This window comes from Thalassospira sp. HF15 (genome assembly GCF_011806525.1).
Classification (GTDB): domain Bacteria; phylum Pseudomonadota; class Alphaproteobacteria; order Rhodospirillales; family Thalassospiraceae; genus Thalassospira.
In genome coordinates, this window is sequence record NZ_JAAVKI010000003.1 from 76013 (window position 1) to 97532 (window position 21520).

Here is a 21520-nt window from a genome sequence, read left to right on the forward strand (position 1 = left end):
GCGATCAGCGCGCCAAAGCCGTCTTGTTCGCAGGACGCAATTGAAGCTTCTTGTTTGTCGCGATCTGGCCCAAAACCCCGTCAAGGGTCTCGACCGCGGCCTGTGCGGCAAGAGACGCCACCGTCCCCCATCTTTCATCAAGCTGGCCACGCGGCACGACATTGTTCTGGTTCATCTGCCCCAGTTCCGTGCCGTCGACTTCCATGATGATCCATTCAATCGACACACGATCAAGCGGCGTGGTGGTTTCTTCGGTGACCGGGCTGACATCAATCGTGGCGGACAGGATCACACTGTTTTCATCCATTTCATGATTATCAACCGTGATCCCGCGCGCCTGCAACAACGCGCCTGCTGACCGTGCAAGGGCCGTGTTGCCATCGCCCGGCGCGCCGGCAAAGTCGATCAGTGCGACCTTCATCACCGGTGCCGCACGCAACGAGGACCGATCACCTGTAATCATGAAGGCAATCTCATCTGCTGGCTGGGCAACCAACCCTTCATAGGTTCTTGCCAACGGATCATCCGCCTTGCCTTCAAGTTCACGGACTTTGTCAACCAGCTCCTTGGGAATGGCGAGGCTGCTTTCCTCCGGTCCCGTCGGTTGGTCGGCAAACCACTGATCTGCGGCAAGCTCCCCGGTCGAATGCGTGGTATCAATCGCAAGCCGGTCCGGGCGCATCAGAACCCATGTGATATCAAGCTCCGCGCCATTGTCGCTCAGGCTGGCATGAACATTGGGACGCAGGATGTAATCACCGCCAACATCAGATTCGCTATAGGCCGGAATATCGCGCAGCCTAAGCGCACGCGCCATCGCGCGTGCCAGATGGGCCGATGCCCCGTCGGGCAGATCATCGGTCGTCTCAACCCGAACAGTGCCGGTATCACGCAGCTCCAGCAATCCCGGATCACCGGCACGACCGGCCCCTTCGAACGGGCGCGGCAAATCACCACACGCCGCAAGCAAACCGGTCAGCGCAAAAACCAAAACAACAGAACGCAGGAAAGAATTCATCGGGGCAAGTTTCGTCGTCACATCATCACACAACCAACCATGGTCGCGATGATCATAAAAAAGAACAGCATGATCAAATGCGGCATGATGTTACGCCTCTGTCAACATGATCGCCGAAAGCTGCCGCCCGTAATCAGGCTCCTTGCGCAGCGTCGTTCGGCGATAACTGTAAAAAAGCTCTTCCTCGGCCAGCGTGTCACGCGCCACCAGCTCGACCGAGGCAATCCCGGTCGCAATCGTCCGGCGGCGAACATATTCGGGCAAATCAAACATGAAATGACCATCACGGACCGACGGGTCAAACAGGTCTTCCGCGCCTTCCGGCCCGGCTAGGATGGTGTTGCGGAAGTTACTGTCAACTTCGTAGGATTTGCGCGCAATACAAGGGCCAACAGCCGCATGGATATTTTCACGCTTGGCGCCAAGACGTTCCATCGCATCAACCGTGCTGGCCGACACACCACCATGCGATCCGCGCCAACCGGAATGGCACGCCCCGATCACGCCAGCCACCGGATCATGAAACAGAACCGGCGTGCAATCAGCGGTCAGTATGCCCAGCATGATGTTCGGACGATCTGTGACCATGGCATCTGCCTTGGGGGCATCATCGCGCGACACCGGTTTATCCAGAACGGCAACATCAATCCCATGCACCTGATAAACCGTACTCAGGCGGTCAGCACTGGTATCAAATGCGGATGCGGCGCGCGCACGGTTTTCGGCCACCCGGTCTTTGTCATCATCGGACCCGAAACCAACATTAAGTCCGCCATGAATACCGTCGCTGACCCCGCCCTTGCGGCTCAGGAACCCATGACGCAGGCCATCCTTCTCCGACAGGTTCCCGGCTTCAAACCAGGTCAGCCCGTTGGTGCTGCGTTCGATCCCGTTGGTAACCGGGCTGATCGGATGTGTCATGCTGGCCTGCTCCGTTCCCAAAACCGTTCCGGTCGCAATCAATTTAGCCCGCCACGCCGCTGACGCAAGGCGGCGGGGTGGTATCGCGACCATAGCCGATCAGAACTTTAAAAAGCGTTCCCATCTGATCTGCATCGATCAACCGCGACAGGGCCTGATCAATCGCAGTCTGCTGATCGTCATCGGCATTGGTTTTCAAAAGCTCCGCACGCTGCTCAATGCCCAGCATGCGCAAAAATGTCCCTTGGGTCAGGACCGCACCGGTGCGTGCTCCGGCCTCGTTCATTGCGCGCCCGATGGCGGCGAAATCAACATGCGCTGTCAAATCGGCATCGCCCGGATTGCTCAGAACCGGATGATATTGATGCCCCATCAGTGCCTGGAACGTATCGCCAAAGGCACTGCCGGGATGGCCATAATCAATAAACAGCGTCCCACCGCCGGTCTCGTTCAGACGCCGGGCTATCTGATCAGCAATAGCAATCGCTGGCGCGCAACTTTCAAAAATGTCGCCTTTTTTCGCTGCCCCACGCATGGTGGCCGGGATCAGTGCATCCGTGATCGGTGTTTCCGCGCCACGAACAAATCCAAGCGCACCGGTTGTAGCATCCACCCCAACGAGGCGCTCGGCCCAGCCTTTTTCCCCGCGTTCGAACTGACGGATCGGCAGCGCATCAAAGAACTCGTTGCCAATGACAATCGCCGGGACGTCGGCGCGTGTCGGAATCTCATCAAACGTTTCATGCCAGGTGGCCGGAATGCCATAGGCCATGATCGCGGTTTGCTGATGGGTGCGCAGAACCGGACTGGTTTCAACAAACCGCACGGTCAGTGCATCGCCAAAGCCCGGCACATTGCGCACCGCCCGCAGGGCGTCTGACATAAGGGTCCCGCGCCCCGGCCCCAATTCAATCAGATCAACTTTGCGCGGGCTGCCCATTTGCTGCCAGGTGACGGCGGCCCAAAGCCCGATCAGTTCACCAAACATCTGGCTGACTTCAGGCGCCGTGATGAAATCACCGGCACGGCCAAACGGGTCCTGCTTGCGGTAATAACCATGTTCGGGATGGGCCAGTGCCTCGGTCATGAAATCGGCGATGGTGATCGGCCCCGATACATTGATCCGGCGCTTGATATGGGCCAAAAGCGGGCTGTCGGTCTCGGAAGTCATGTTTACGCGTTTTCGGCTTCTTTGGGATGAATGCGGGTTTCAATCGGCTTGGATTTCAGCGCATAGACAATGCAACCAACCCCGACCAGAACCATCGGCACAGACAACAACTGTCCCATGGTAATGCCCCCGGCAAGGTACCCAAGCTGCGCATCGGGCTGGCGGAAAAACTCGACGATGATGCGCGAAATGCCATAACCCGCAACAAACGTACCGCCCAGAATCCCCGGACGATGGCGGATAAACGCATTGCGCGAAAGAATAAACAGCACAACAAACAGGATCAGGCCCTCAAGGACGGCTTCATAAAGCTGGCTTGGATGGCGCGGTTCCGGGCCGCCATTGGGAAACACAATGCCCCAAGCCACATCGGTGGTCCGGCCAAACAATTCACCATTGATGAAATTGGCAATCCGGCCAAAGAACAGACCGATCGGGGTTGCCACTGCCACCGCATCAAGCACGCCCATGGTCGAAATACCGCGCTTTCTGGCAAACAGAATGATCGCAAGGATGACCCCCATGAACCCGCCATGAAACGCCATGCCGCCCTGCCAGACCTTCAGGATATTGGCCGGGTTATCAAGATAGTAGTCCAGATTGTAAAACAGGATATAGCCCAACCGCCCGCCAAGGATCACACCAAGGGTTGCCCAGAACAGCAAGTCATCAACATCACGCTTGCTCATGATGTTTGGTGTCTTGGAGCAGTAATAGACCACATATTTCCACCCCAGCAGCAGACCGGCAATATAAGCCAGCGCATACCAGCGAATGGCAATCGGGCCGATGGAAATCGCAATCGGGTCTATCGCCGGAAAGGCAAGGCTCAGCATCTGGAAAACTCCGGATCAGCAAATGGGTGAGAGCACGCAGGTCGTTCTGACGTCGCAAAGGAGTGGGGCAGCATCATGGCAAACCGCGCGGCCATTGCCCGCCCCTTATCAGCGGAACGCATCCTCGGTGGCAAGGAAGTCCTGCACATAGCGCCGCACGCCCTCTTCAAGCGATGTCATTTCCTTGCCATAGCCAGCCTTGCGCAGCTTGGTCATGTTGGCTTCGGTGAAATACTGGTACTTGTCGCGAATTGACTCAGGCGTTGGCACGAATTTGATATCGGGCTCCTTGCCCATGGCCGCAAACACCGCCAATGCGAGGTCCTTGAAACTGCGTGCCTTGCCAGTCCCGATATTGAAAAGATCGCTGACTTCCGGGTTGTCGTAAAGCCACATGATGATGTCGACCACATCCCCGACCCAGACAAAGTCACGCAGCTGACCACCATCTTCGTAATCGGGGTGGTGCGATTTGAAAAGGGTTGCGGTTTCACCAGCCGACAGCTTGTCAAACAGCTGGGAGACCACCGAACGCATGCCGCCCTTGTGATATTCATTCGGGCCGTAAACGTTAAAGAACTTAAGCCCGGCAAACTGTTTTGGGCGGAACCCGTTCTGATCCAGAATGCGGCGGAACCGGCGATCAGTGGCATGTTTTGACCAGCCATAGGCATTCAGCGGTGCAAGCTTCGCCAGATCGGCCTCATCAAAGCTGTCATCAAAGCCCTGCTTGCCATCGCCATACGTTGCCGCCGAGGACGCATAAATAAGGCGTGCCGAATGGCGTGAGCACCATTCCCACAGCCAGGTCGTCAGTTTCAGGTTATTGGTAAGGATCTTGTCGGCATCGGTTTCCGTGGTCGCGGAAATCGCGCCCATATGGAAAATCGCCTCGACATCGCCGGCATGCTTTTCAAGGAAATCCGGCAGCTCGTCGGGATGAACAATATCGCGCAGGTTCCGCTTGGCGATATTTTTCCATTTGATGCCATCACGCAGACGATCAACGACAACGATGTCGGTTTCGCCGCGATCTTCAAGGGCGGCAACAATATTGGAACCGATAAACCCGGCGCCCCCGGTGACGATAAGCATTGCATTCTCCTGACGAAGCCCGCCTGCCCCCGCTGGGTCCAGACGACTGATCATGTTTGACGACACTTTATAAGACTGCCCCTGATCTGGAGCAAGAAAAGCCATCGAAAATAAAGCTATCGTCACCCTGGCCGTATGACGTGCGGCTTGCCCTGAGCCGATGATGCGCCATATTATGCCCAACAACAGATTCAAAAAGCCGGAGACCACCATGCAGATCAACAACCGCATTCTCGATGACCTGACCCGGGTTACCAATTCCGCATTGGGTACAATGACCGGTGTCAAAGGCGAAGTAGATGCCATGATCCGCCAGCAGTTTGAAAAGATCCTGCTCAACATGGATCTGGTCACCCGCGAGGAATATGACGTCGTCCATGATGTCGCGGTCCGTGCCGCTGAACGCATTGATGCGCTTGAAGCCAAGATTGCCGATCTCGAAAAGCGTCTGGATGCTGCCGAACCGGCCAAAAAGCCGGCCGCGAAACGCAGCACCGCCAAGGCAGCGCCGAAAACCGCGGCAAAAACAGCTGCAAAAAAAGACACCTGACCGGGCCAAACATCCCCATATAAGTTCCCATATATGTGTAAGGACGCAGGCGTTTATCATGCCTGCGTCGACATTTGCCGTCACAAGCAGGGCCGCCTGACGCTCGAAGTAAACAGGCCGGGCGACAGCGCTCGGAATATTCATTGCAGTCCTGCGCACGGCGGCGGTTGAAACAAAGCGTTCTCCGGCATATAGTGCGCGCCCTTTCGCACATGCTTGAACAGGCTGGGTATATATGAACGACCAAATGGAAGATATCGGCGACATCGGCGACGAAAACCCGCTGATCCTGGTCGAGGATATCGCCCGCACCAACCAGTGGCATCTGGAACGCCGCAGCTCGGACGAGATTGTGGTCGAAATTCCGGCACACTGGTGCACCTATCTGGTCTATTTCACCTGGCGTGAAGATGCCGAGGCACTTCATATCGCGTGCTGCTTTGACCTGTTCGTGCCCGAACCGCTGCGTCCGCGCATCTATGAACTGGTTGCCAAATGCAACGAGCAACTCTGGATCGGGCATTTCGGCCTGTGGCTTGAAGAAAACATGCCGCTATTCCGTCATACCCTGCTCTTTGGCGGCGACGTGCCCCCGATGGTCGAACAGTTCGAAGAGCTGATTGAAATCGCGCTTTCGGAATGCGAACGTTTCTTCCCGGCCTTCAATTTCGTACTCGGTCAGGGCAAATCCCCGGACGAAGCATTGGTGCACGCCATGCTCGAACCGGCCGGTCAGGCCTGACACCAGGATCTGTTTGATCGCAGCAAAAGCATCCGTGTGCCCGGCACCCGGTGCCAAACCGGTATTTGAGACACACGCCTCTTGCCCTCTGTGCTGACTTGACCCACCTTGAGAAGATCGCTACGGCATTATCAAGCGTGTTGATCGCCCAACGATCAACCAAACCCGATGGATAAAGCGGAGCAGAATTTATGAATACGCGTCTTTTGCTGGTTGGTTGTGGCAAGATGGGCAGCGCCATGCTCGAAGGATGGCTGGCCCGTGGGCTGATCGCATCCAACGTCTTTATCGTCGAACAAACCGAAACGGCTGAAAAGCTCGAATCGAAATACGGCATCAATGGCATCCCGGACATTGACCACATGCGCGAAGATTTCATCCCGCAGGTTGTCCTGTTTGCCGTCAAACCACAGGTTCTGCCCGACGTCATTGAGGCTTACAAACCACTGGTCCGTGCCGAAACCGTCTTCTTGTCCGTCGCGGCGGGCAAAACCATCGACTTTTTCGCAAGCCACCTTGGCGAAAATGCCCGCATCGTGCGCGCCATGCCCAACACACCGGCTGCTGTATCGCGCGGTATGACCGTCATGTGCCCCACCGAAAATGTCAGCCTCGCCCAACGCGAAATGTGCCAGACCCTGCTTGAAGCTGTCGGCATGGTGTCATGGGTTGAAGATGAAGGTCTGATGGATGCCGTTACCGGCCTGTCAGGCAGCGGGCCTGCCTATATCTTCCATCTGGTCGAAGCCATGGCGCATGCTGGCGTTGCAGCTGGCCTTCCCGCTGATCAGGCAATGATCCTTGCCCGCCAGACCGTGGTTGGCGCGGGCTTCCTGCTTGATGCCAGCGACGAAACCGCTGCGACCTTGCGGGAAAATGTCACAAGCCCTGGCGGCACCACCGCCGCAGCACTTGATGTTCTGATGGATCAGAAAAATGGCCTGCCCGAACTGATGACCCGCGCGGTTGAAGCCGCACGCAAACGTTCTCAGGAACTGGCAGGCTAGGCTAGACCAGACCGGAACAAACGCACAAACACTTCAAGGAGGACGTCATGCCATCGAAAAAGGATATCCCCAATCTTCTGATTGATGCGGCCCTGAAACTGGCCGCAGAGCGGAACTGGCATGACGTGACCATGATCGATATCGCAAACGCCGCCGGTGTATCGGTTGCTGACTGCTACGATCATTGCAGCAGCAAGGGCGATTTGCTTCGCCGCTTTGTCAAACGAGTCGACCGCGAAGTCCTTGCCGACCTTGATAGCGAAGATTTTAATGAACCCGGCCATGACCGGCTGATTGCGGTGATCATGGCCCGGTTTGATATTCTCTCGGAATATCGGCCAGCGCTCCGATCCATCATCACATCGGGCGGAGACCTTGGCCCGACCGACGGGCTACGTGCGATCAAAACACATTTCGGCGCCATGCGCTGGATGTTGGAGGCCGCCGGTTTTCAGACATCCGGCCTGCATGGCAGCATGCGCATTGCCGGACTGACCGCCGTCTATGCCAAGACCTTCAAGCACTGGCTGGATGACGACAGTACCGATTTCGGTCCGACCATGGCCTATCTTGATCGGGAACTTTCCAAAGCCGCCGACTGGGACCGCCAGGTTGAAAAGGGTCTTGGCAAGGCATCATCAATTTGTGGTAAAATCAGCAAACGGTGTCGAAATTTTTCGTTCAAAAAATCACCGTCCCGGGGCGATAACAGCCCTGCCGATGCACCATCAGATCAGGCGACGTCAACCACGACCAACACCTAATTCCCTGATCTGAAACGCAAAAACCACATATACACCCTAGGTTATTATTTTGACACAGAACAATAACCTATACGTTTTTGTGCAGTGCAAAATAATCCTTGACGAAAGCGGTTCGTTCCGGCATATTGCAGTTGAATTTGTGCGGCGCACAATAGCGCCTCATTCCATATCTGTTGCAAACTAGTGGAGTGCAAACCATGACCGCCGCAAAAAAGGCAACCAATCCGTTCTTTGATCTCGACTTCACCAAATACACTGCGGACTTCAAAATTCCGGGTGTTGACGTGAACGAAATGATGGCTTTCCAGCGTAAAAACGTGGAAGCCCTCACCAAAGCCAACAAGGTAGCCTTCGACGGTTTCCAGGCTGTCGCTCAGCGCCAGGGTGAAATCTTCAAAACGCTGCTGGATAAAGTTCAGACCCAGGGCAAAGATTTCACTGCTACTTCTGCTGACGACCCGATGGCTTCGGCTGCAAAACAGACCGAAGCTGCAAAAGCTGCTTATGAAGAAGCTCTTGCGAATGCCAAGGAACTGTCAGGTCTGGTAACCAAGTCCCAGGAAGAAGCTCTTGCTCTTCTGCAGACTCGTTTTACCGAATCCCTTGACGAATTCAAGGCTGCTATCGAAAAGACCGCAGCTACGAAGTAACAGCTTTGGCTGTTAAATTCCCGTAATCTACTTGATGGCAGGGCCTTTTGGTCCTGCCATTTTTCTTATGCCATATCCGGTGCCCGCGATTGTGCTCAAACTCCGGAATTAAGGATACACCGCTTGTTGGGGCTTATCAGGCGAACGTGATCTTACTAAGCTGCTCCCATAACAAGGAGACAGCCATGAGTGACGAAATCAGTTTTGATGATTTTCTCAAAGTCGATATCCGGGTCGGCACCGTGATCGACGCCCAGGAATTTCCCGAGGCCCGCCGCCCCGCTCTTAAACTCTGGGTCGATTTCGGCCCCGAGATCGGCACAAAGAAAACATCTGCCCAGATCACCAAACATTACACACCCGAAAAACTGATCGGCCGTCAGGTCGCCGGTGTGGTCAATTTCCCCAAAAAGCAGGTCGGCCCCTTCATGTCGGAATTCCTCTGTCTGGGCTTTCCCGATGCCGACGAAGACAAGGGTATTGTCCTGATCCGCCCGGATCAGGATGTCCCGAACGGATCACGCCTGTTCTAACCCAACAGCCCCGTCCCAAAAGAGCCAACCACAAAAGAAAAGGGCAGGTATCTTATAGCGATACCCGCCCTTTTCCCGCTCGTGTCACGCTCCCGGCAGGGTTAGCGTTCCAAAACTGCTAATGCTTCGCGCCCACGTCCGACAATCATGGCAATGTCATCTGACGCCGTGATCATGTCCTCGAATGGCCTCTGTGTTGTTTCAAGGACGGTTTGAATGCCGTGCATCTCGCCGCGAACCTGATGGGTGATCTCAGCTTGCTGATCAACGGCCAGCGACACCACCGCTACCCGGCAAAGCATCGCGTTGATATCCGCCCGCACAGTGGTTGAAATTCGCGCGCTCACGCCAATGCATTTTTCCAGAACATCGATTTGCTTTATGATGGCCGGATCGTCACGTGCGCAGTCACGCAGAACATCGATGGCCTCTTCAAGGGCGGAAACGGCCGCATCGCTCTCGATTGCATGATCAAACGCATAATCCGCAACCGATCTTAACTCCGTCATCCGTTGGGCTGTTTCATCCACACTGCTGACAAGACGTGCGGCAACCATCGCACTGACTTCCATATGCGCATGCGCCTTGCGCCAGGACGCCGAAAGCGTCTCATAACTCTCGTTAAACCTGCCAATTGCGTGATCTGCTTCGTCAAACCCGGTTTCGAGAACCGTTTTCAAATCCGTAAGCGATTCAACCTTATCGGTAATGTCATTGGCAAATTTTACAATCTTGCACAGTTTTCCGTCAGGTCCGTAAACCGGTCCATAGCTTGCCTCGAACCAAACTTCGCGACCATCTTTGCCAATGTTCTTGACCTGGCGGGCAATGGTTTTCCCTTTGACAAGGGATCGCCAAAAGGCACGGCTTTCCGCACTTCGCACAAAATCGGGATCAAGCAACATATCATGATGATTGCCGATGACTTCTGACGGGTCGTATCCCATCAAGCTCAGGAAATTGGAATTGGCATTCAAGATGTTGCCCGCCGGGTCAAACTCGACCACCGCCTGACTATGATCAATCGCCTCAACCTTGCCCTGCAGATCGGCCAAAATGTCATGCTGGTCTGTAACATCAACACCAATCCGGACGATGCGGATAACCTTGCCGTAGCGATCTTTGACCGGACCAACGGTTTCTTCAACCCACTTGAGCTCACCGGATTTGGTCACCCATGGCAAGATCACGCTTTTGGATTTACCGGCGCACAAATCAACCCAGCACAAATCATACTCTGGCGCTGCGGCCACATCATCACTCAAAAACAGCGAATGGTGCAGCCCCACAACTTCCTCTTCGTCATAGCCAGTCAGTGACAGGAAGTTGTCGTTTACACGAATGACATTGCCCTTCAGGTCGAACTCGGCAACGAAAAATGCTGCGTCGATCATACCGAAGATATCGGCAAACACATCATTGGGCTCAACCGTGATCGATGTCAGTAAATTCATGGAAAGCTCCGGCATCAGGCAATTTCGCTAAACTGGTTTCCTTGAGGACCGATTATTGCCGCCTGCTTCCCATCCCGACATCCCCATTTGGGGAGTATCACATACCTATGTATATATTTTCGTATAAACCCCTGAACCGCTTGCACATAGAAAGAGGCAGGATGCTTTTGCACCCTGCCTCTTCTGCTCAAATGGTCTGAACGTCGTGACCGATGCCGTTAACGGGCCAGCACCAGTGCCGCTTCGCGGGTTCGCCCGACATTGCCCAGCACAAGCGAGGACGCATCGCGGATAAAATTCACGCTACTGGCAAACTGTTCGACAGAATTCGCCATGCTCTGCATATTGCTTGAAACCTGCTGGGTCACCGCAGTCTGCTCTTCGACGGCTGAGGAAATCGTTGTTACGTTATTCAGGACACCTTCAACTTCTGAACGGATTGAACCAAGTACACCCGTTACTTCGCCAGCGATGTTCTGGACACCTTCGATCTCTTCGGTAATCTGTTCGGTGGCCTTCGCAACCTGATTGGCCAGGTTCTTGACTTCATTGGCAACAACCGCAAAGCCTTTTCCGGCCTCACCGGCACGGGCAGATTCAATCGTCGCGTTCAGTGCCAGCAAATTGATCTGCCCCGCAATCCCCTGAATAACATCAATGATGCTGCTCATGGCCGTGACGACTTCAGTCATCTTCTCAGTCGATGCACCTGCGGCGATGGATTTTTCGAACACCTGATCCGTTGATACACGTGCATCCGCCATACTGCGCGAGATTTCAGCGATCGATGCCGCAAGCTCTTCTGCTGCCGCGGCAACGGTTTGCACGTTCGAAGACGTTTCTTCGCAACTCGAATAGGCGACCGTGGATCGTTGATCAAGCTCGCTCAGGCTTTGGTCAATTTCGCCAAAATTATTATCGATCATCAGTTTCAGGTCCGTCAAAAGCTGGATCTGATCGGTAATATCCGTCGCGTATTTCACCACCTTGTAGGGCACACCATTGGCATCAAAGATCGGGTTATAGGACGCCTCGATCCAGACTTCCTTTCCGCCCTTGGCAAAGCGCTTGAACTGACCAGAATTGAAGTTCCCACGTCCCAGATCCCGCCAGAACTCAGCATATTCTTCACTTTTCGCGTAGGCAGGATCCGCAAACATGCTGTGATGTTTGCCAACAATCTCGGAAAGTTCGTAGCCCATCGCAGACAGGAAGTTGTCATTGGCATCAAGAATTTTGCCATTCAGGTCAAATTCGATCACCGCCTGACTGCGGTTGATCGCATTCACCTTGCCTTCGAAATCGGCCATGGCTTCCTGACGTTTGGTGATGTCCGAGGCAAACTTCACAATCTTGATGACATTGCCTTTGTCATCACACACCGGGTTATAGGTTGCCTCGATCCAGATCCGCTGACCGGTCTTGGTCGTGCGCGGGAACGCAGCACTTTTAAACACGCCCTTGCGCAAATCGGACCAGAAGACCTCATAGTCTGCACTGCGACGAATTTCCTCGGGCACGAACATGGCGTGATGCTTTCCGACAATCTCGGACAGCTCATATCCCATCACATCCAGAAAATTCTTGTTTGCACGCAAAACGTTGCCCTGCAGATCAAATTCGATAACCGCAAGCGATTTATCCAGCGCATCCAAAGTCATGGCAGCGGTCTGGGAACCGGATTGTTTGAAAAAGTTGAAAAAGCCCATCTTCGTTTCCTTTCACACGGCATCAGGGCACTTCTAACGCTTTAGAACCTGACGCTTCATGAGCCCAAAATAGCCAACAGCCAAACTTCCAAACATCCCCATTTGGGGAGGAACATATACCTACGTATGCAACCAAGTATAAGAACAGGATGATCCCCAAACAAAAAAGGCAGCACCCAAAGGGTACTGCCTTTCAATCTTCAAACGACCAGCTCGTCGAGCCGCTTATTTCTCGACAAATGCCTTTTCGATCACGAAGTGACCCGGCTCGTTCATATTGCCTTCCTTGCCACCCCAATCAAGAAGCATCTGGCGCGTGTCGGCAATCATCTGCGGGTTGCCACACAGCATGAAGCGATCATTTTCAAGGGTTGGCTTTTCCATCTCAAGGTCTTCATAAAGTTTGCCTGATGCCATCAATTCGGTAATACGGCCCTGATGCTTGAACTCTTCACGGGTCACGGTCGGGTAGTACAGAAGCTTGTTCTGCACTTCCTCGCCAAAGAATTCATTATGCGGCAGTTCGCTGTGAATGAATTCCTGATAGGCCAGTTCACGCACTTCGCGGCACCCATGCACCAGGATGACCTTGTCATAACGCTCATAGGTCTCGTAGTCGCGGATCACGCTCATGAATGGCGCCAGACCCGTTCCGGTCGACAGCAGCCACAGGTTCTTGCCCGGCAGAAGGTTGTCATGGATCAGGGTGCCGGTCGGTTTGCGCCCAACCAGAATCTTGTCACCAACCTTGATATGCTGCAAACGCGATGTCAGCGGTCCATTCGGCACCTTGATCGAGAAAAACTCAAGCTCTTCATCATAGTTTGCACTGACCATCGAATAGGCGCGCAGAAGCGGCTTGCCTTCAACTTCGAGGCCGATCATCGCAAACTGACCATTGATGAATCGGAAGCCCGGATCACGGGTGGTTTTGAACGTGAAGAGAGTGTCAGTCCAGTGGTGGACATAGGTGACGGTTTCTTCATTTAAATTGCTGGCCATAACGCTACATCAATCCGTTTCGTCTGTCTGTGTGTGGAACCGTGGCGGGAAACACGGAGTATATATCCCGGCACGCATTCCATGCCAAGTTGCCGCGATTTAACATCAATCAAACGTATATCGCAAGAAAACAATCAAAATTAATTGTCATTTTATGTTAATTACATAATTTTATGTATATTTAGTGTTAAATACTCTGGGCACCGGATCCCCAGCCGGAATCAAAACACTTGTCACAAGGGGTAAACCGCATAGCCGCTTGATACGCCCGCGCGCATTTCTGTTCAATGACACATCGCAATGAACATGTCCGTCAACGTCACCTCTATCGGACATGGTCACATCTGCGTGCGACGGGTGTTTGGGGCTTGCTGGGCAGTTTGAGCCCCCATAAGATCGGCAAATCACCATAAATAACAATGCATCAGGAAACGCCATGCCGGTTGAAAAAGCGCTGACCACGGATTTCGTTCCCATTCCCCTGCCCGACTATCAGGAGTATGACCTCAACGAAATGCGCGCCCGGGCGCAAGGCTTCTATGACGACATCAAAACCCGCCACACCGTGCGCGACTTTTCGGACCGGCCGGTTCCACGCGACATCATCGAAACCTGCATTCGTGCTGCGGGCACAGCACCAAACGGTGCAAATCATCAACCCTGGCACTTCTCTGTGATTGGGGATCCTGCAATGAAACGCAAAATCCGCCTCGCCGCCGAAGAAGAAGAACGCGCCTTTTATGAAGGCCGCGCAGGCGAGGAATGGCTTGATGCCCTCAAACCGCTTGGCACCGATGATGCCAAACCGTTCCTTGAAACAGCCCCGTGGCTGATTTGCATCTTTGGCGAACGCAAAAGCCGATCTGCCGATGGCAAGCTGCGCAAGAACTACTATGTGCCGGAATCCGTCTCGATCGCGACCGGCTTTCTGATTGCCGCCCTTCACCGTGCCGGCCTTGCCACCCTGACCCACACGCCAAATCCGATGAGCTTCCTGACCGATATCTGCGGCCGCCCGGATCACAACAAGCCCTATATCCTGCTGGTCACGGGCTACCCGGCGGCTGATGCCACCATCCCGGCGCATGCGACCGAGAAAAAGGACCTTTCGGAAATCGCGACATTCTTCTGAGTGCGCCAAAAACACGTAAACAAAAAGCCCCGCATATTGCAGGGCTTTTGCAATTTGACCTTCAGGTCTTAGTGCCCGATGGGCAATACCAGACGCACGCGAAGTCCACCGCCCGGCGCATCTTCAAGCAGAACCTCGCCGCCATGGCCGCGCGCAGAATCCCGCGCAATGGTCATGCCAAGACCAACCCCGCCGGTCGCCTGATTGCGCGACTCTTCAAGACGGTAAAACGGTTTGAACACCTCTTCGCGCTTGTCAGCGGGAATACCCGGACCGTCATCATCAAAGACAATCTCGTAATCCTGCCCACGGCGCCCGGCGCGTACTGACAGGTTGTTGGCATAACGCCCTGCATTGGACATGATGTTGGCAATACAGCGTTTGACCGATTGCGGGCGCAGCTCCATCTCAAGACTGTCTTCGATGTGAAGATCAATCTGCTGCCCGTCGCGCAAAGCTTCACCAACCTGATCGGTCAGAAGCTTGCCGATGTCGGTCAGAACCGCTTTTTCGCCTTCTTCGCCACGGGCGAATGCCAGATAGGCATCGACCATGCGCTCCATATCGACGACATCTTGCTTCAGCGCGTCCACACCCGGCGAGCTTTGCTGCATGGCAAGCTCAAGCTTCATGCGGGTCAAAGGCGTGCGCAAATCATGCGATACCCCCGCCAACAACGCTGTGCGCTGCGACAGATGCCGCCCGATGCGATCGCGCATCGACAAGAAGGACGTCGCAGCCATACGAACCTCGGCGGCGCCTTCTGGCTTGAAGTTTTCAACATCCACACCGCGCCCGAACTGATCAGCGGCCTTGGCAAGACGCCGGATCGGGCGAACCTGATTGCGCATGAAGATCACCGCCACCCCATACAGAATAAGGGCGGAGCCCGCGATCCACATAAAGAAGATATAGGTGGTGGAATTATAAAGGCGCTTGCGCGGGGCAATGATCGACATCACCCCGTGTTTCAGCTGCACCCGGATTTCAAGTTTGCGGTCATCCAGATCAAGATCAAAGAAGAACGGGCGCTGCAGGCGCTCATCCAAAGCCACGAAAAGCTCCTCGGACACCAATCCCAGTGGCGGTTCGGTGATCTCACGCTCAAGGATCGCATCGGGCTCGAACACCATATCAAGCTGCATGCGGGCGCGTGCGGTGTTTTGAATCCATTCGTAATGGTCTTCGTCGGGATACTGGCCAAGATAGTCGATCACGAAAACGACATCACCGGCCAACCCGCGGCTGAGCTGCCGGGCTACCGTGTCCCAATGGCGTTCAAAAAAGATCAGGACCGTGACGATCTGCAATAGCAGCATCGGCGTCATCAGGATCAGAAGCGACCGGCCCAAAAGCCCTGTCGGCATCAATGACTTGATCCATCCGTTCTGTTCGCTACCCACGCTGCTTATCCCTGTCCGTTTTCATGGTCGCTTATCTGACGCTCTTTAATCCGTATACAGGACATAGCCCTGACCACGCACTGTCTGCAAGTATCTTGGCTGTTTGGGGTCTTCTTCGAATTTGCGCCTAAGGCGGGTGACCTGCACATCGATGCTGCGCGATGCTGCGGGATCAGTGGCATTACCGCTGATCATGCCCTGAAGCTGTTCGCGTGACGTCGTCTGACCGCGCCGTTTGACCAGTGCTGCAAGCAACGCCTGCTCGGCCGTGGTCAGATAGATATGCTCATCGCCGCGTTGCAGGGTCATCCGCGTCAGATCAAAACGGTACGCGCCAAAGGATGCCGCGCTGTCGGCTTCTTCAGGTGCGGCAATATCTTGGGGTTCCGGCAACTCGCCATAGCGGCGCAAGATCGCCTCGATCCGCAGGACCAGTTCGCGTGGTTCAAACGGTTTGGCCAGGTAATCGTCAACCCCGGCCTCAAGGCCTGCAATGCGATCCGCGGTCTCGGAAAGTGCGGTCAGCAGCAGGATCGGCACCTTTGATCCGGTCTGACGCAAACTGCGCGCGAGATCGACACCCTTCTCACCGGGCATCAGGACATCAAGCACAATCAGATCAAACTGCAACCCCGACAGGCTTGCGCGCGCACTGGCTGCGTCACGTGCAGAAGACACGTTAAAACCGTTCTCGCCCAGATAACGGGTAAGAAGGTCACGCAAACGGTCATCATCATCGACCACAAGAACATGCGGCAGATCGGCACCGGTCATTGGGGTTTCCTGAACACCGAAATTAATCTGGACCTTTAAACAGTAACTTGGCCCCAAAATCTTTCAAAAGCGTAAGGATGACCACGGCAAAATTGTGGCCGGTCCAAAAGCCTGTTTCAGCCTGCACGGCGGCGCATGCCATCGGGCCCGTCATCCTCGAACCGTTTACGGTCCTTTTCTTCCATCATGCCCAGCATGACCTTGCGGAAACCTTCAACCGATTCTGCCCCGGCCTCGCGATAGGCTGCGGCAATCAGGGCACGCTGCTGTTCGGTCAGCTCGCGTTCAAGTGCTTCACCCTTTTCCGTCAGGGTCAGCAAGCGCTGGCGGCGGTCCTGCAGACCGGTCTTTTGTTCGATGAAACCTTCACGCACCAATTGGCCAAGTACACGTGACAACGACTGCTTGGTGATCTTGAGAATCGCCAACAGGTCGCTGACCGTAATACCGGGGTTTCGACTGACGAAATAGATGACCCGGTGGTGGGCGCGACCGAAATTATATTGCGCAAGCATCTGGTCCGCGACTTCGGTGAAATCACGGTACGCATAGAACAGCAATTCAATGCCTTGTCTAAGTTCTTCTTCCCGCAGGAAAAGCGGGTTTACCTTGCGTGTAGAGATATCTGCCATGCTTATCCGTTATGTCAGTTATATTGACACATTAATCTATGAATGTTACCCCGACCAGACAAATAAGGACATAAAGTTACGTCCAGGAACGTTCTTGAAATGGAATTTGGCAAATGACGACTCCGACCTTTGATAACCGGGATGGTTATATCTGGTATAATGGCGAACTTAAACCGTGGCGTGAAAGCACTTTGCATGTGCTGAGCCATGCTGTCCATTACGGGAGTGCAGTGTTTGAGGGCGAACGGTCCTATAACGGCAAGGTTTTCAAGCTGGCCGAACATGGCGAACGCCTGATCAAATCCGGCGAAATTCTGGACATGACCATTCCCTATAGCGCGGCCGAACTTGATGACGCTGTCATCGAAACACTGGCCGCCAACAATATTACCGAAGGCTATATTCGCCGTATTGCCTGGCGCGGCAGTGAAATGATGGGTGTTTCTGCCCAGACCACGCGCATCAATGTGGCGATTGCCTGCTGGGAATGGCCAAGCTATTTCGCACCGGAAGAACGCCTGAAAGGCATCCGTCTGGATCTGTCGAAATGGGCCCGTCCGGCACCGAATACCGCGCCGACCAACGCCAAGGCCGCTGGTCTTTACATGATCTGCACGCTTTCAAAGCACGAAGCAGAACGCAAAGGCTATGCCGATGCCCTGATGCTCGATTACCGCGGCCAAGTGGCTGAAGCCACTGGTGCCAACGTGTTCTTCATCAAGGACGGTCAGATCCATACACCGACCCCCGATTGCTTCCTGGATGGCATTACGCGCCGCACCGTGATCGGTTTGGCGAAGGCGCGCGGATACGAGGTTATCGAACGCGCGATCATGCCTGAAGAAATGGAAGGGTTCGAAGAATGCTTCCTGACCGGCACCGCTGCCGAAGTCACCCCGGTGGCCGAAATTGGTCCGTACAGCTTTGCGCCCGGCGAGGTTTGCAAAGCCATGATGGAAGATTACATGGCGCTGGTGCGCGGCGAAAATACCGCCGTTGCCGCTGAATAATTTTTTTGAATAATCAGATCGATTATTCACATTTATTGAAAAGCAACCCGTTCCCCGTGGGGCGGGTTGCTTTTTACGTGAAACAGTGCGTTAAATTCAAATACCCTACAGAGACGCCGCGAAGTTCAACTCCAGATTAACGCGGTTAAAAAAAGCGATTTGAATGCCGGGTAAAAGTGGACTGGGCATTGAGATATCGGATGGAAAAACGACCGCCGGATTCTGCCATGAACCAGCTTTCGAGCGCGATCAAAATCCTTTTCGCGTTGTTTCTGATCACCCTCGCCTTGCAGCCCCGTCAGACGCAGGCGCGCAGTCTTGTTGATATCCGCCTTCCGGTGCGCGAGAGCGATTTTGCAGTGGTACAGTACTGTCAGCGTGACAGCCGTCCCGACTGCCGTTTGTGCCTTAAGGGCTCCCCCGGCAATGCGTCACTCGTGAATTATTCGATCTTGCAGAAAGCCCTGAAAACCGGTGGTCTGCAGGCGATTGTCAAAGCCGTTCCCTCGCCAAATTCCGAGCGCAGCCGCAAAATGATCATTGATGGCATCGCCGACATCAAATCGGATTGGGGGTTCAATATCGATCCCGCCCAGAATGTCCTTAAATCCGCACCAATCATGCGCAACGGCGAGTTTCAGAAAGGGGTCTATGTCAGTCAGGAAACCTTGCACGCCCGCGCAGAAACCCCGATTTCAGATGTCCACCAAATGAGGGCAGTCTCCATCCGCACCTGGCGACTGGATTGGGAAGTGCTTCAAAGCCTTCGCCCCAAAAGCCTGATCAGCGCCCCGACCACCTTGCAAATGTCTGCCTTGATCAATGCCGGACGCGCGGATTTCACCCTGCTTGAATTTTCATCCGAGCCCGACATGGCACGGAAATACTTCGGGATACGTTTGTACCCCCTGCACGGTGTTAAGGTTGTCCTGCCCGGCAGCCAGCATTTCATGGTCTCGCGTCACCTGCCCGATGCGGAAAAGATCGTCGCGGCCCTTGATACCGGCCTTAAAGCCCTGCACCGCAGTGGATTTATCCACCAGTGTCTGGTCAATAGCGGGATCATCAATGAACGTGTCAAGGACTGGCGCATTTTAAACGCCCCCGACGATCCGACAGCCGCGGAACCAGAAAAACCATCACATTAAGGCACCCATCCGGCGGTGTTTGTGTATCGGTCGGCCACCCACATTCATAATTGTATGAGGATTTAAATCCACGTTGCACGCTCGTGAAACGTCAACATCTGCCTGCCAATTTTCTTTGCTGAAGGCAGGCAGTTGGCCAGCTTGTCAAAGGTCGGGCCCGCGCACCGGAATACCGAAAATCAATCCTCATACCAATTACCACAAGTACAGAAACCGCTGTGCGGCAAGCGACCACGAAAAACGGACCGCCCGGATATTCCGGACGGTCCGCTTCGCATTCTGGCAAGAATGTCTGGGCGTTGGCGTGCCTATTCAGCATGCCTTGGTGTGGTGATCGACGGCCCCGGGTGAACATCAGGGAGTTCGGTTTCGTCGACATAGGCATTGGGCAGGTTGTGTTCCGCCTCGTGCTCGGTCTCGTACCATTGCGTGTAGCGATAGAGCACAAGGGAATCTCGCCCAAGGCCGCGTAGCAACCCATACATCATCACCAGGATCACGGCAGCAAACGGGAAGCCCGCCACCACCGCTGCGGCCTGCAAGGCCGATAAGCCGCCTGCCACCAGCAGAACCGCGGCAATCACGCCTTCGGTCGTGGCCCAGAACAGACGCTGAATGCGTGGCGGATTGGCGTCGCCGCCTGCGGTCAGCATGTCGATGACAAACGACCCGCTGTCTGACGAGGTGACAAACCAGATCACGATCATGACAATCACCACGGTCGTGACAAACTTGGTTAGCGGCATGAATTCAAGCAGTTTGAAGATCGCACTGCCGTAACTTGCCTTGGTGGCCTCGATCAGGCCGGGATCACCGACCATTTCCATATGGATCGCTGCCCCGCCAAAAGCAGTGAACCAGAAGAACAGAATGAAGACCGGGATGAACAATACACCAAGGGTGAATTCGCGTACCGTGCGGCCCCGCGAAATACGGGCGATGAAGATGCCGACAAACGGTGACCACGAAACCCACCATGCCCAATAGAAGATTGTCCAGCCGGTCTGCCAGTTCGTGTCGGTGTAGGCTTCGCTCCAGAAACTGATCTGGACCAGACTGCTGACATAGTTGCCGACATTCTCAACAAAGCTGTCAAAGACAAACAGGGTCGGCCCGAAGATCAGGACAAAGGCCAGCAACACAAAGCTGAGCTGGATGTTGAGGTTACTGATCCGCTTGATGCCCCCATCAAGGCCCGCCATGACCGAAATGGTCGCAAACACGGTAATGATGGCAATCAGAATGATCTGAACCGGCATCGTGTCGGGAATACCAAACAACGAATTCAGGCCCGAGCTGATCTGCATGACACCAAGACCAAGGGTCGTGACGATGCCAAACATGGTGCCAAACACAGCAAGAATATCAACAACGTGGCCCCAGGTGCCGTAAATGCGTTCGCCAATGATCGGATACAGGGCGGAGCGGATCGAAAGCGGCAATCCCTTGCGGTAATGGAAATAGGCCAGCGACAGACCGACAATGCAATAGAGCGCCCAGCCATGAATGCCCCAGTGCAAGAACGATATCGTCATCGCCTGTTCGGCGGCCGCGATGCTTTCGGGTTCGGCCATGGGTGGCGCGAAATAGTGATAAAGCGGTTCGGCCACCCCCCAATAGAGCAACCCAATGCCGATGCCGGCACTAAACAGCATCGCCGTCCAAGAAAACAGACCATATTCCGGCTTGTCGGTCTGACGTCCCAGACGCACCCGGCCATACGGCCCGATGGCAAGATACAGACTGACCACCACGGCCAGATTGGCCACAATAATCAGGAACCAGCCGAAATAGTTGCCGATCACGGATTGCGCGGCTGAGAACAGCGCCCCGGCGGTTTCGGTAAAGACCGCGCCGAATATGATGAACCCCAAAATCAGGATCGCCGATACGGAAAAGACCGGCTTGCTGACACGGGGGAAGGGCCCAAGCGGCCCCACCTTCATTTTGTCGTCCATGCTTACCTCAC

21 protein-coding genes are annotated in these 21520 nt (G+C 54.6%); 9 read left to right on the plus strand and 12 right to left on the minus strand.

Annotation, left to right across the window (positions count from 1 at the left end):
• Positions 1–4: 4 nt before the first annotated feature.
• From HED22_RS06920 to rfaD, 5 genes are all read right to left on the minus strand, one after another.
• Positions 5–1039 (minus strand): hypothetical protein, encoded by a 1035-nt coding sequence (locus tag HED22_RS06920; protein ID WP_368484481.1) that lies wholly within the window; start codon positions 1037–1039, stop codon positions 5–7.
• Between the two features lie 69 nt (positions 1040–1108).
• Positions 1109–1939, minus strand: coding sequence for a peptidoglycan editing factor PgeF (pgeF, locus tag HED22_RS06925; RefSeq protein ID WP_175581155.1), 831 nt, complete (start codon positions 1937–1939; stop codon positions 1109–1111).
• A 43-nt stretch (positions 1940–1982) separates the two neighbouring features.
• Positions 1983–3110 carry a class I SAM-dependent methyltransferase gene (locus HED22_RS06930; protein WP_167720543.1) on the minus strand — a complete coding sequence of 376 codons (1128 nt, stop codon included), beginning with the start codon at positions 3108–3110 and terminating at the stop codon, positions 1983–1985.
• A gap of 2 nt (positions 3111–3112) precedes the next feature.
• On the minus strand, positions 3113–3946 hold the full coding sequence (gene lgt, locus HED22_RS06935) for a prolipoprotein diacylglyceryl transferase (RefSeq protein ID WP_175581156.1): 834 nt from the start codon (positions 3944–3946) through the stop codon (positions 3113–3115).
• A gap of 108 nt (positions 3947–4054) precedes the next feature.
• The gene (gene rfaD, locus HED22_RS06940; protein ID WP_167720545.1) at positions 4055–5041 is read right to left on the minus strand and encodes an ADP-glyceromanno-heptose 6-epimerase; all 987 of its coding nucleotides are present in this window, start codon (positions 5039–5041) and stop codon (positions 4055–4057) included.
• Positions 5042–5252: 211 nt separating this feature from the next.
• Here rfaD and HED22_RS06945 point away from each other — a divergent pair, with 211 nt between their 5' ends.
• The 6 genes from HED22_RS06945 to HED22_RS06970 all read left to right on the plus strand — a co-directional run bounded on the left by HED22_RS06945 (position 5253) and on the right by HED22_RS06970 (position 9287).
• On the plus strand, positions 5253–5591 hold the full coding sequence (locus tag HED22_RS06945; RefSeq protein ID WP_167720547.1) for an accessory factor UbiK family protein: 339 nt from the start codon (positions 5253–5255) through the stop codon (positions 5589–5591).
• Positions 5592–5826: 235 nt separating this feature from the next.
• Positions 5827–6333: a YbjN domain-containing protein gene (locus tag HED22_RS06950; RefSeq protein WP_254869826.1), complete on the plus strand. Its 507-nt coding sequence runs from the start codon at positions 5827–5829 to the stop codon at positions 6331–6333.
• Between the two features lie 191 nt (positions 6334–6524).
• Positions 6525–7340, plus strand: a complete 816-nt coding sequence (gene proC / locus HED22_RS06955; protein WP_167720549.1) for a pyrroline-5-carboxylate reductase — start codon at positions 6525–6527, stop codon at positions 7338–7340.
• 47 nt (positions 7341–7387) lie between these two features.
• The gene (locus HED22_RS06960) at positions 7388–8104 is read left to right on the plus strand and encodes a TetR family transcriptional regulator (protein ID WP_167720551.1); all 717 of its coding nucleotides are present in this window, start codon (positions 7388–7390) and stop codon (positions 8102–8104) included.
• Positions 8105–8301: 197 nt separating this feature from the next.
• Entirely contained in the window at positions 8302–8754 is a 453-nt protein-coding gene (locus HED22_RS06965) for a phasin family protein (protein ID WP_167720553.1), read from the plus strand.
• Positions 8755–8939: 185 nt separating this feature from the next.
• Positions 8940–9287: a tRNA-binding protein gene (locus tag HED22_RS06970; protein ID WP_167720556.1), complete on the plus strand. Its 348-nt coding sequence runs from the start codon at positions 8940–8942 to the stop codon at positions 9285–9287.
• A gap of 101 nt (positions 9288–9388) precedes the next feature.
• Here the strand turns inward: HED22_RS06970 and HED22_RS06975 are convergent, their stop codons facing one another.
• From HED22_RS06975 to HED22_RS06985, 3 genes are all read right to left on the minus strand, one after another.
• Positions 9389–10741, minus strand: a complete 1353-nt coding sequence (locus HED22_RS06975) for a PAS domain-containing protein (RefSeq protein WP_167720558.1) — start codon at positions 10739–10741, stop codon at positions 9389–9391.
• A 218-nt stretch (positions 10742–10959) separates the two neighbouring features.
• The gene (locus HED22_RS06980) at positions 10960–12450 is read right to left on the minus strand and encodes a PAS domain-containing methyl-accepting chemotaxis protein (protein ID WP_167720560.1); all 1491 of its coding nucleotides are present in this window, start codon (positions 12448–12450) and stop codon (positions 10960–10962) included.
• Between the two features lie 225 nt (positions 12451–12675).
• A complete protein-coding gene (locus HED22_RS06985; protein WP_167720562.1) occupies positions 12676–13452 on the minus strand; it encodes a ferredoxin--NADP reductase in 777 nt (258 codons plus the stop codon).
• Positions 13453–13888: 436 nt separating this feature from the next.
• Between HED22_RS06985 and HED22_RS06990 the strand changes: the two genes are divergently transcribed.
• Positions 13889–14584, plus strand: coding sequence for a nitroreductase family protein (locus HED22_RS06990; protein WP_167720564.1), 696 nt, complete (start codon positions 13889–13891; stop codon positions 14582–14584).
• A 68-nt stretch (positions 14585–14652) separates the two neighbouring features.
• Here HED22_RS06990 and HED22_RS06995 read toward each other — a convergent pair whose 3' ends face one another.
• The 3 genes from HED22_RS06995 to HED22_RS07005 all read right to left on the minus strand — a co-directional run bounded on the left by HED22_RS06995 (position 14653) and on the right by HED22_RS07005 (position 17393).
• Complete coding sequence (locus HED22_RS06995) at positions 14653–15987, minus strand: ATP-binding protein (RefSeq protein ID WP_368484482.1); 1335 nt, start codon at positions 15985–15987, stop codon at positions 14653–14655.
• Between the two features lie 45 nt (positions 15988–16032).
• Entirely contained in the window at positions 16033–16761 is a 729-nt protein-coding gene (locus HED22_RS07000; protein WP_167720566.1) for a response regulator, read from the minus strand.
• 116 nt (positions 16762–16877) lie between these two features.
• Entirely contained in the window at positions 16878–17393 is a 516-nt protein-coding gene (locus HED22_RS07005; protein ID WP_167720568.1) for a MarR family winged helix-turn-helix transcriptional regulator, read from the minus strand.
• Between the two features lie 113 nt (positions 17394–17506).
• Between HED22_RS07005 and HED22_RS07010 the strand changes: the two genes are divergently transcribed.
• Together HED22_RS07010 and HED22_RS07015 are read left to right on the plus strand one after the other, a co-directional pair.
• Positions 17507–18403, plus strand: a complete 897-nt coding sequence (locus HED22_RS07010; RefSeq protein WP_167720570.1) for a branched-chain amino acid aminotransferase — start codon at positions 17507–17509, stop codon at positions 18401–18403.
• A gap of 227 nt (positions 18404–18630) precedes the next feature.
• Complete coding sequence (locus HED22_RS07015; protein WP_167720572.1) at positions 18631–19551, plus strand: hypothetical protein; 921 nt, start codon at positions 18631–18633, stop codon at positions 19549–19551.
• A 308-nt stretch (positions 19552–19859) separates the two neighbouring features.
• Here HED22_RS07015 and HED22_RS07020 read toward each other — a convergent pair whose 3' ends face one another.
• A complete protein-coding gene (locus HED22_RS07020; RefSeq protein WP_167720574.1) occupies positions 19860–21509 on the minus strand; it encodes a BCCT family transporter in 1650 nt (549 codons plus the stop codon).
• Positions 21510–21520: the final 11 nt, after the last annotated feature.

Excerpts from the sequence above, each read along its gene's own strand:
- proC (WP_167720549.1), top strand. The coding sequence starts at position 6,525 with ATGAATACGCGTCTTTTGCTGGTTGGTTGTGGCAAGATGGGCAGCGCC.
- HED22_RS07020 (WP_167720574.1), bottom strand. The coding sequence starts at position 21,509 with ATGGACGACAAAATGAAGGTGGGGCCGCTTGGGCCCTTCCCCCGTGTC.
- HED22_RS07010 (WP_167720570.1), top strand. The coding sequence starts at position 17,507 with ATGACGACTCCGACCTTTGATAACCGGGATGGTTATATCTGGTATAAT.
- rfaD (WP_167720545.1), bottom strand. The coding sequence starts at position 5,041 with ATGCTTATCGTCACCGGGGGCGCCGGGTTTATCGGTTCCAATATTGTT.
- HED22_RS06950 (WP_254869826.1), top strand. The coding sequence starts at position 5,827 with ATGAACGACCAAATGGAAGATATCGGCGACATCGGCGACGAAAACCCG.
- HED22_RS06985 (WP_167720562.1), bottom strand. The coding sequence starts at position 13,452 with ATGGCCAGCAATTTAAATGAAGAAACCGTCACCTATGTCCACCACTGG.
- HED22_RS07000 (WP_167720566.1), bottom strand. The coding sequence starts at position 16,761 with ATGACCGGTGCCGATCTGCCGCATGTTCTTGTGGTCGATGATGATGAC.
- HED22_RS06990 (WP_167720564.1), top strand. The coding sequence starts at position 13,889 with ATGCCGGTTGAAAAAGCGCTGACCACGGATTTCGTTCCCATTCCCCTG.
- HED22_RS06960 (WP_167720551.1), top strand. The coding sequence starts at position 7,388 with ATGCCATCGAAAAAGGATATCCCCAATCTTCTGATTGATGCGGCCCTG.
- HED22_RS06930 (WP_167720543.1), bottom strand. The coding sequence starts at position 3,110 with ATGACTTCCGAGACCGACAGCCCGCTTTTGGCCCATATCAAGCGCCGG.
- HED22_RS06965 (WP_167720553.1), top strand. The coding sequence starts at position 8,302 with ATGACCGCCGCAAAAAAGGCAACCAATCCGTTCTTTGATCTCGACTTC.
- pgeF (WP_175581155.1), bottom strand. The coding sequence starts at position 1,939 with ATGACACATCCGATCAGCCCGGTTACCAACGGGATCGAACGCAGCACC.
- HED22_RS06945 (WP_167720547.1), top strand. The coding sequence starts at position 5,253 with ATGCAGATCAACAACCGCATTCTCGATGACCTGACCCGGGTTACCAAT.
- HED22_RS06980 (WP_167720560.1), bottom strand. The coding sequence starts at position 12,450 with ATGGGCTTTTTCAACTTTTTCAAACAATCCGGTTCCCAGACCGCTGCC.
- HED22_RS07015 (WP_167720572.1), top strand. The coding sequence starts at position 18,631 with ATGAACCAGCTTTCGAGCGCGATCAAAATCCTTTTCGCGTTGTTTCTG.
- HED22_RS06975 (WP_167720558.1), bottom strand. The coding sequence starts at position 10,741 with ATGAATTTACTGACATCGATCACGGTTGAGCCCAATGATGTGTTTGCC.
- lgt (WP_175581156.1), bottom strand. The coding sequence starts at position 3,946 with ATGCTGAGCCTTGCCTTTCCGGCGATAGACCCGATTGCGATTTCCATC.
- HED22_RS06970 (WP_167720556.1), top strand. The coding sequence starts at position 8,940 with ATGAGTGACGAAATCAGTTTTGATGATTTTCTCAAAGTCGATATCCGG.
- HED22_RS07005 (WP_167720568.1), bottom strand. The coding sequence starts at position 17,393 with ATGGCAGATATCTCTACACGCAAGGTAAACCCGCTTTTCCTGCGGGAA.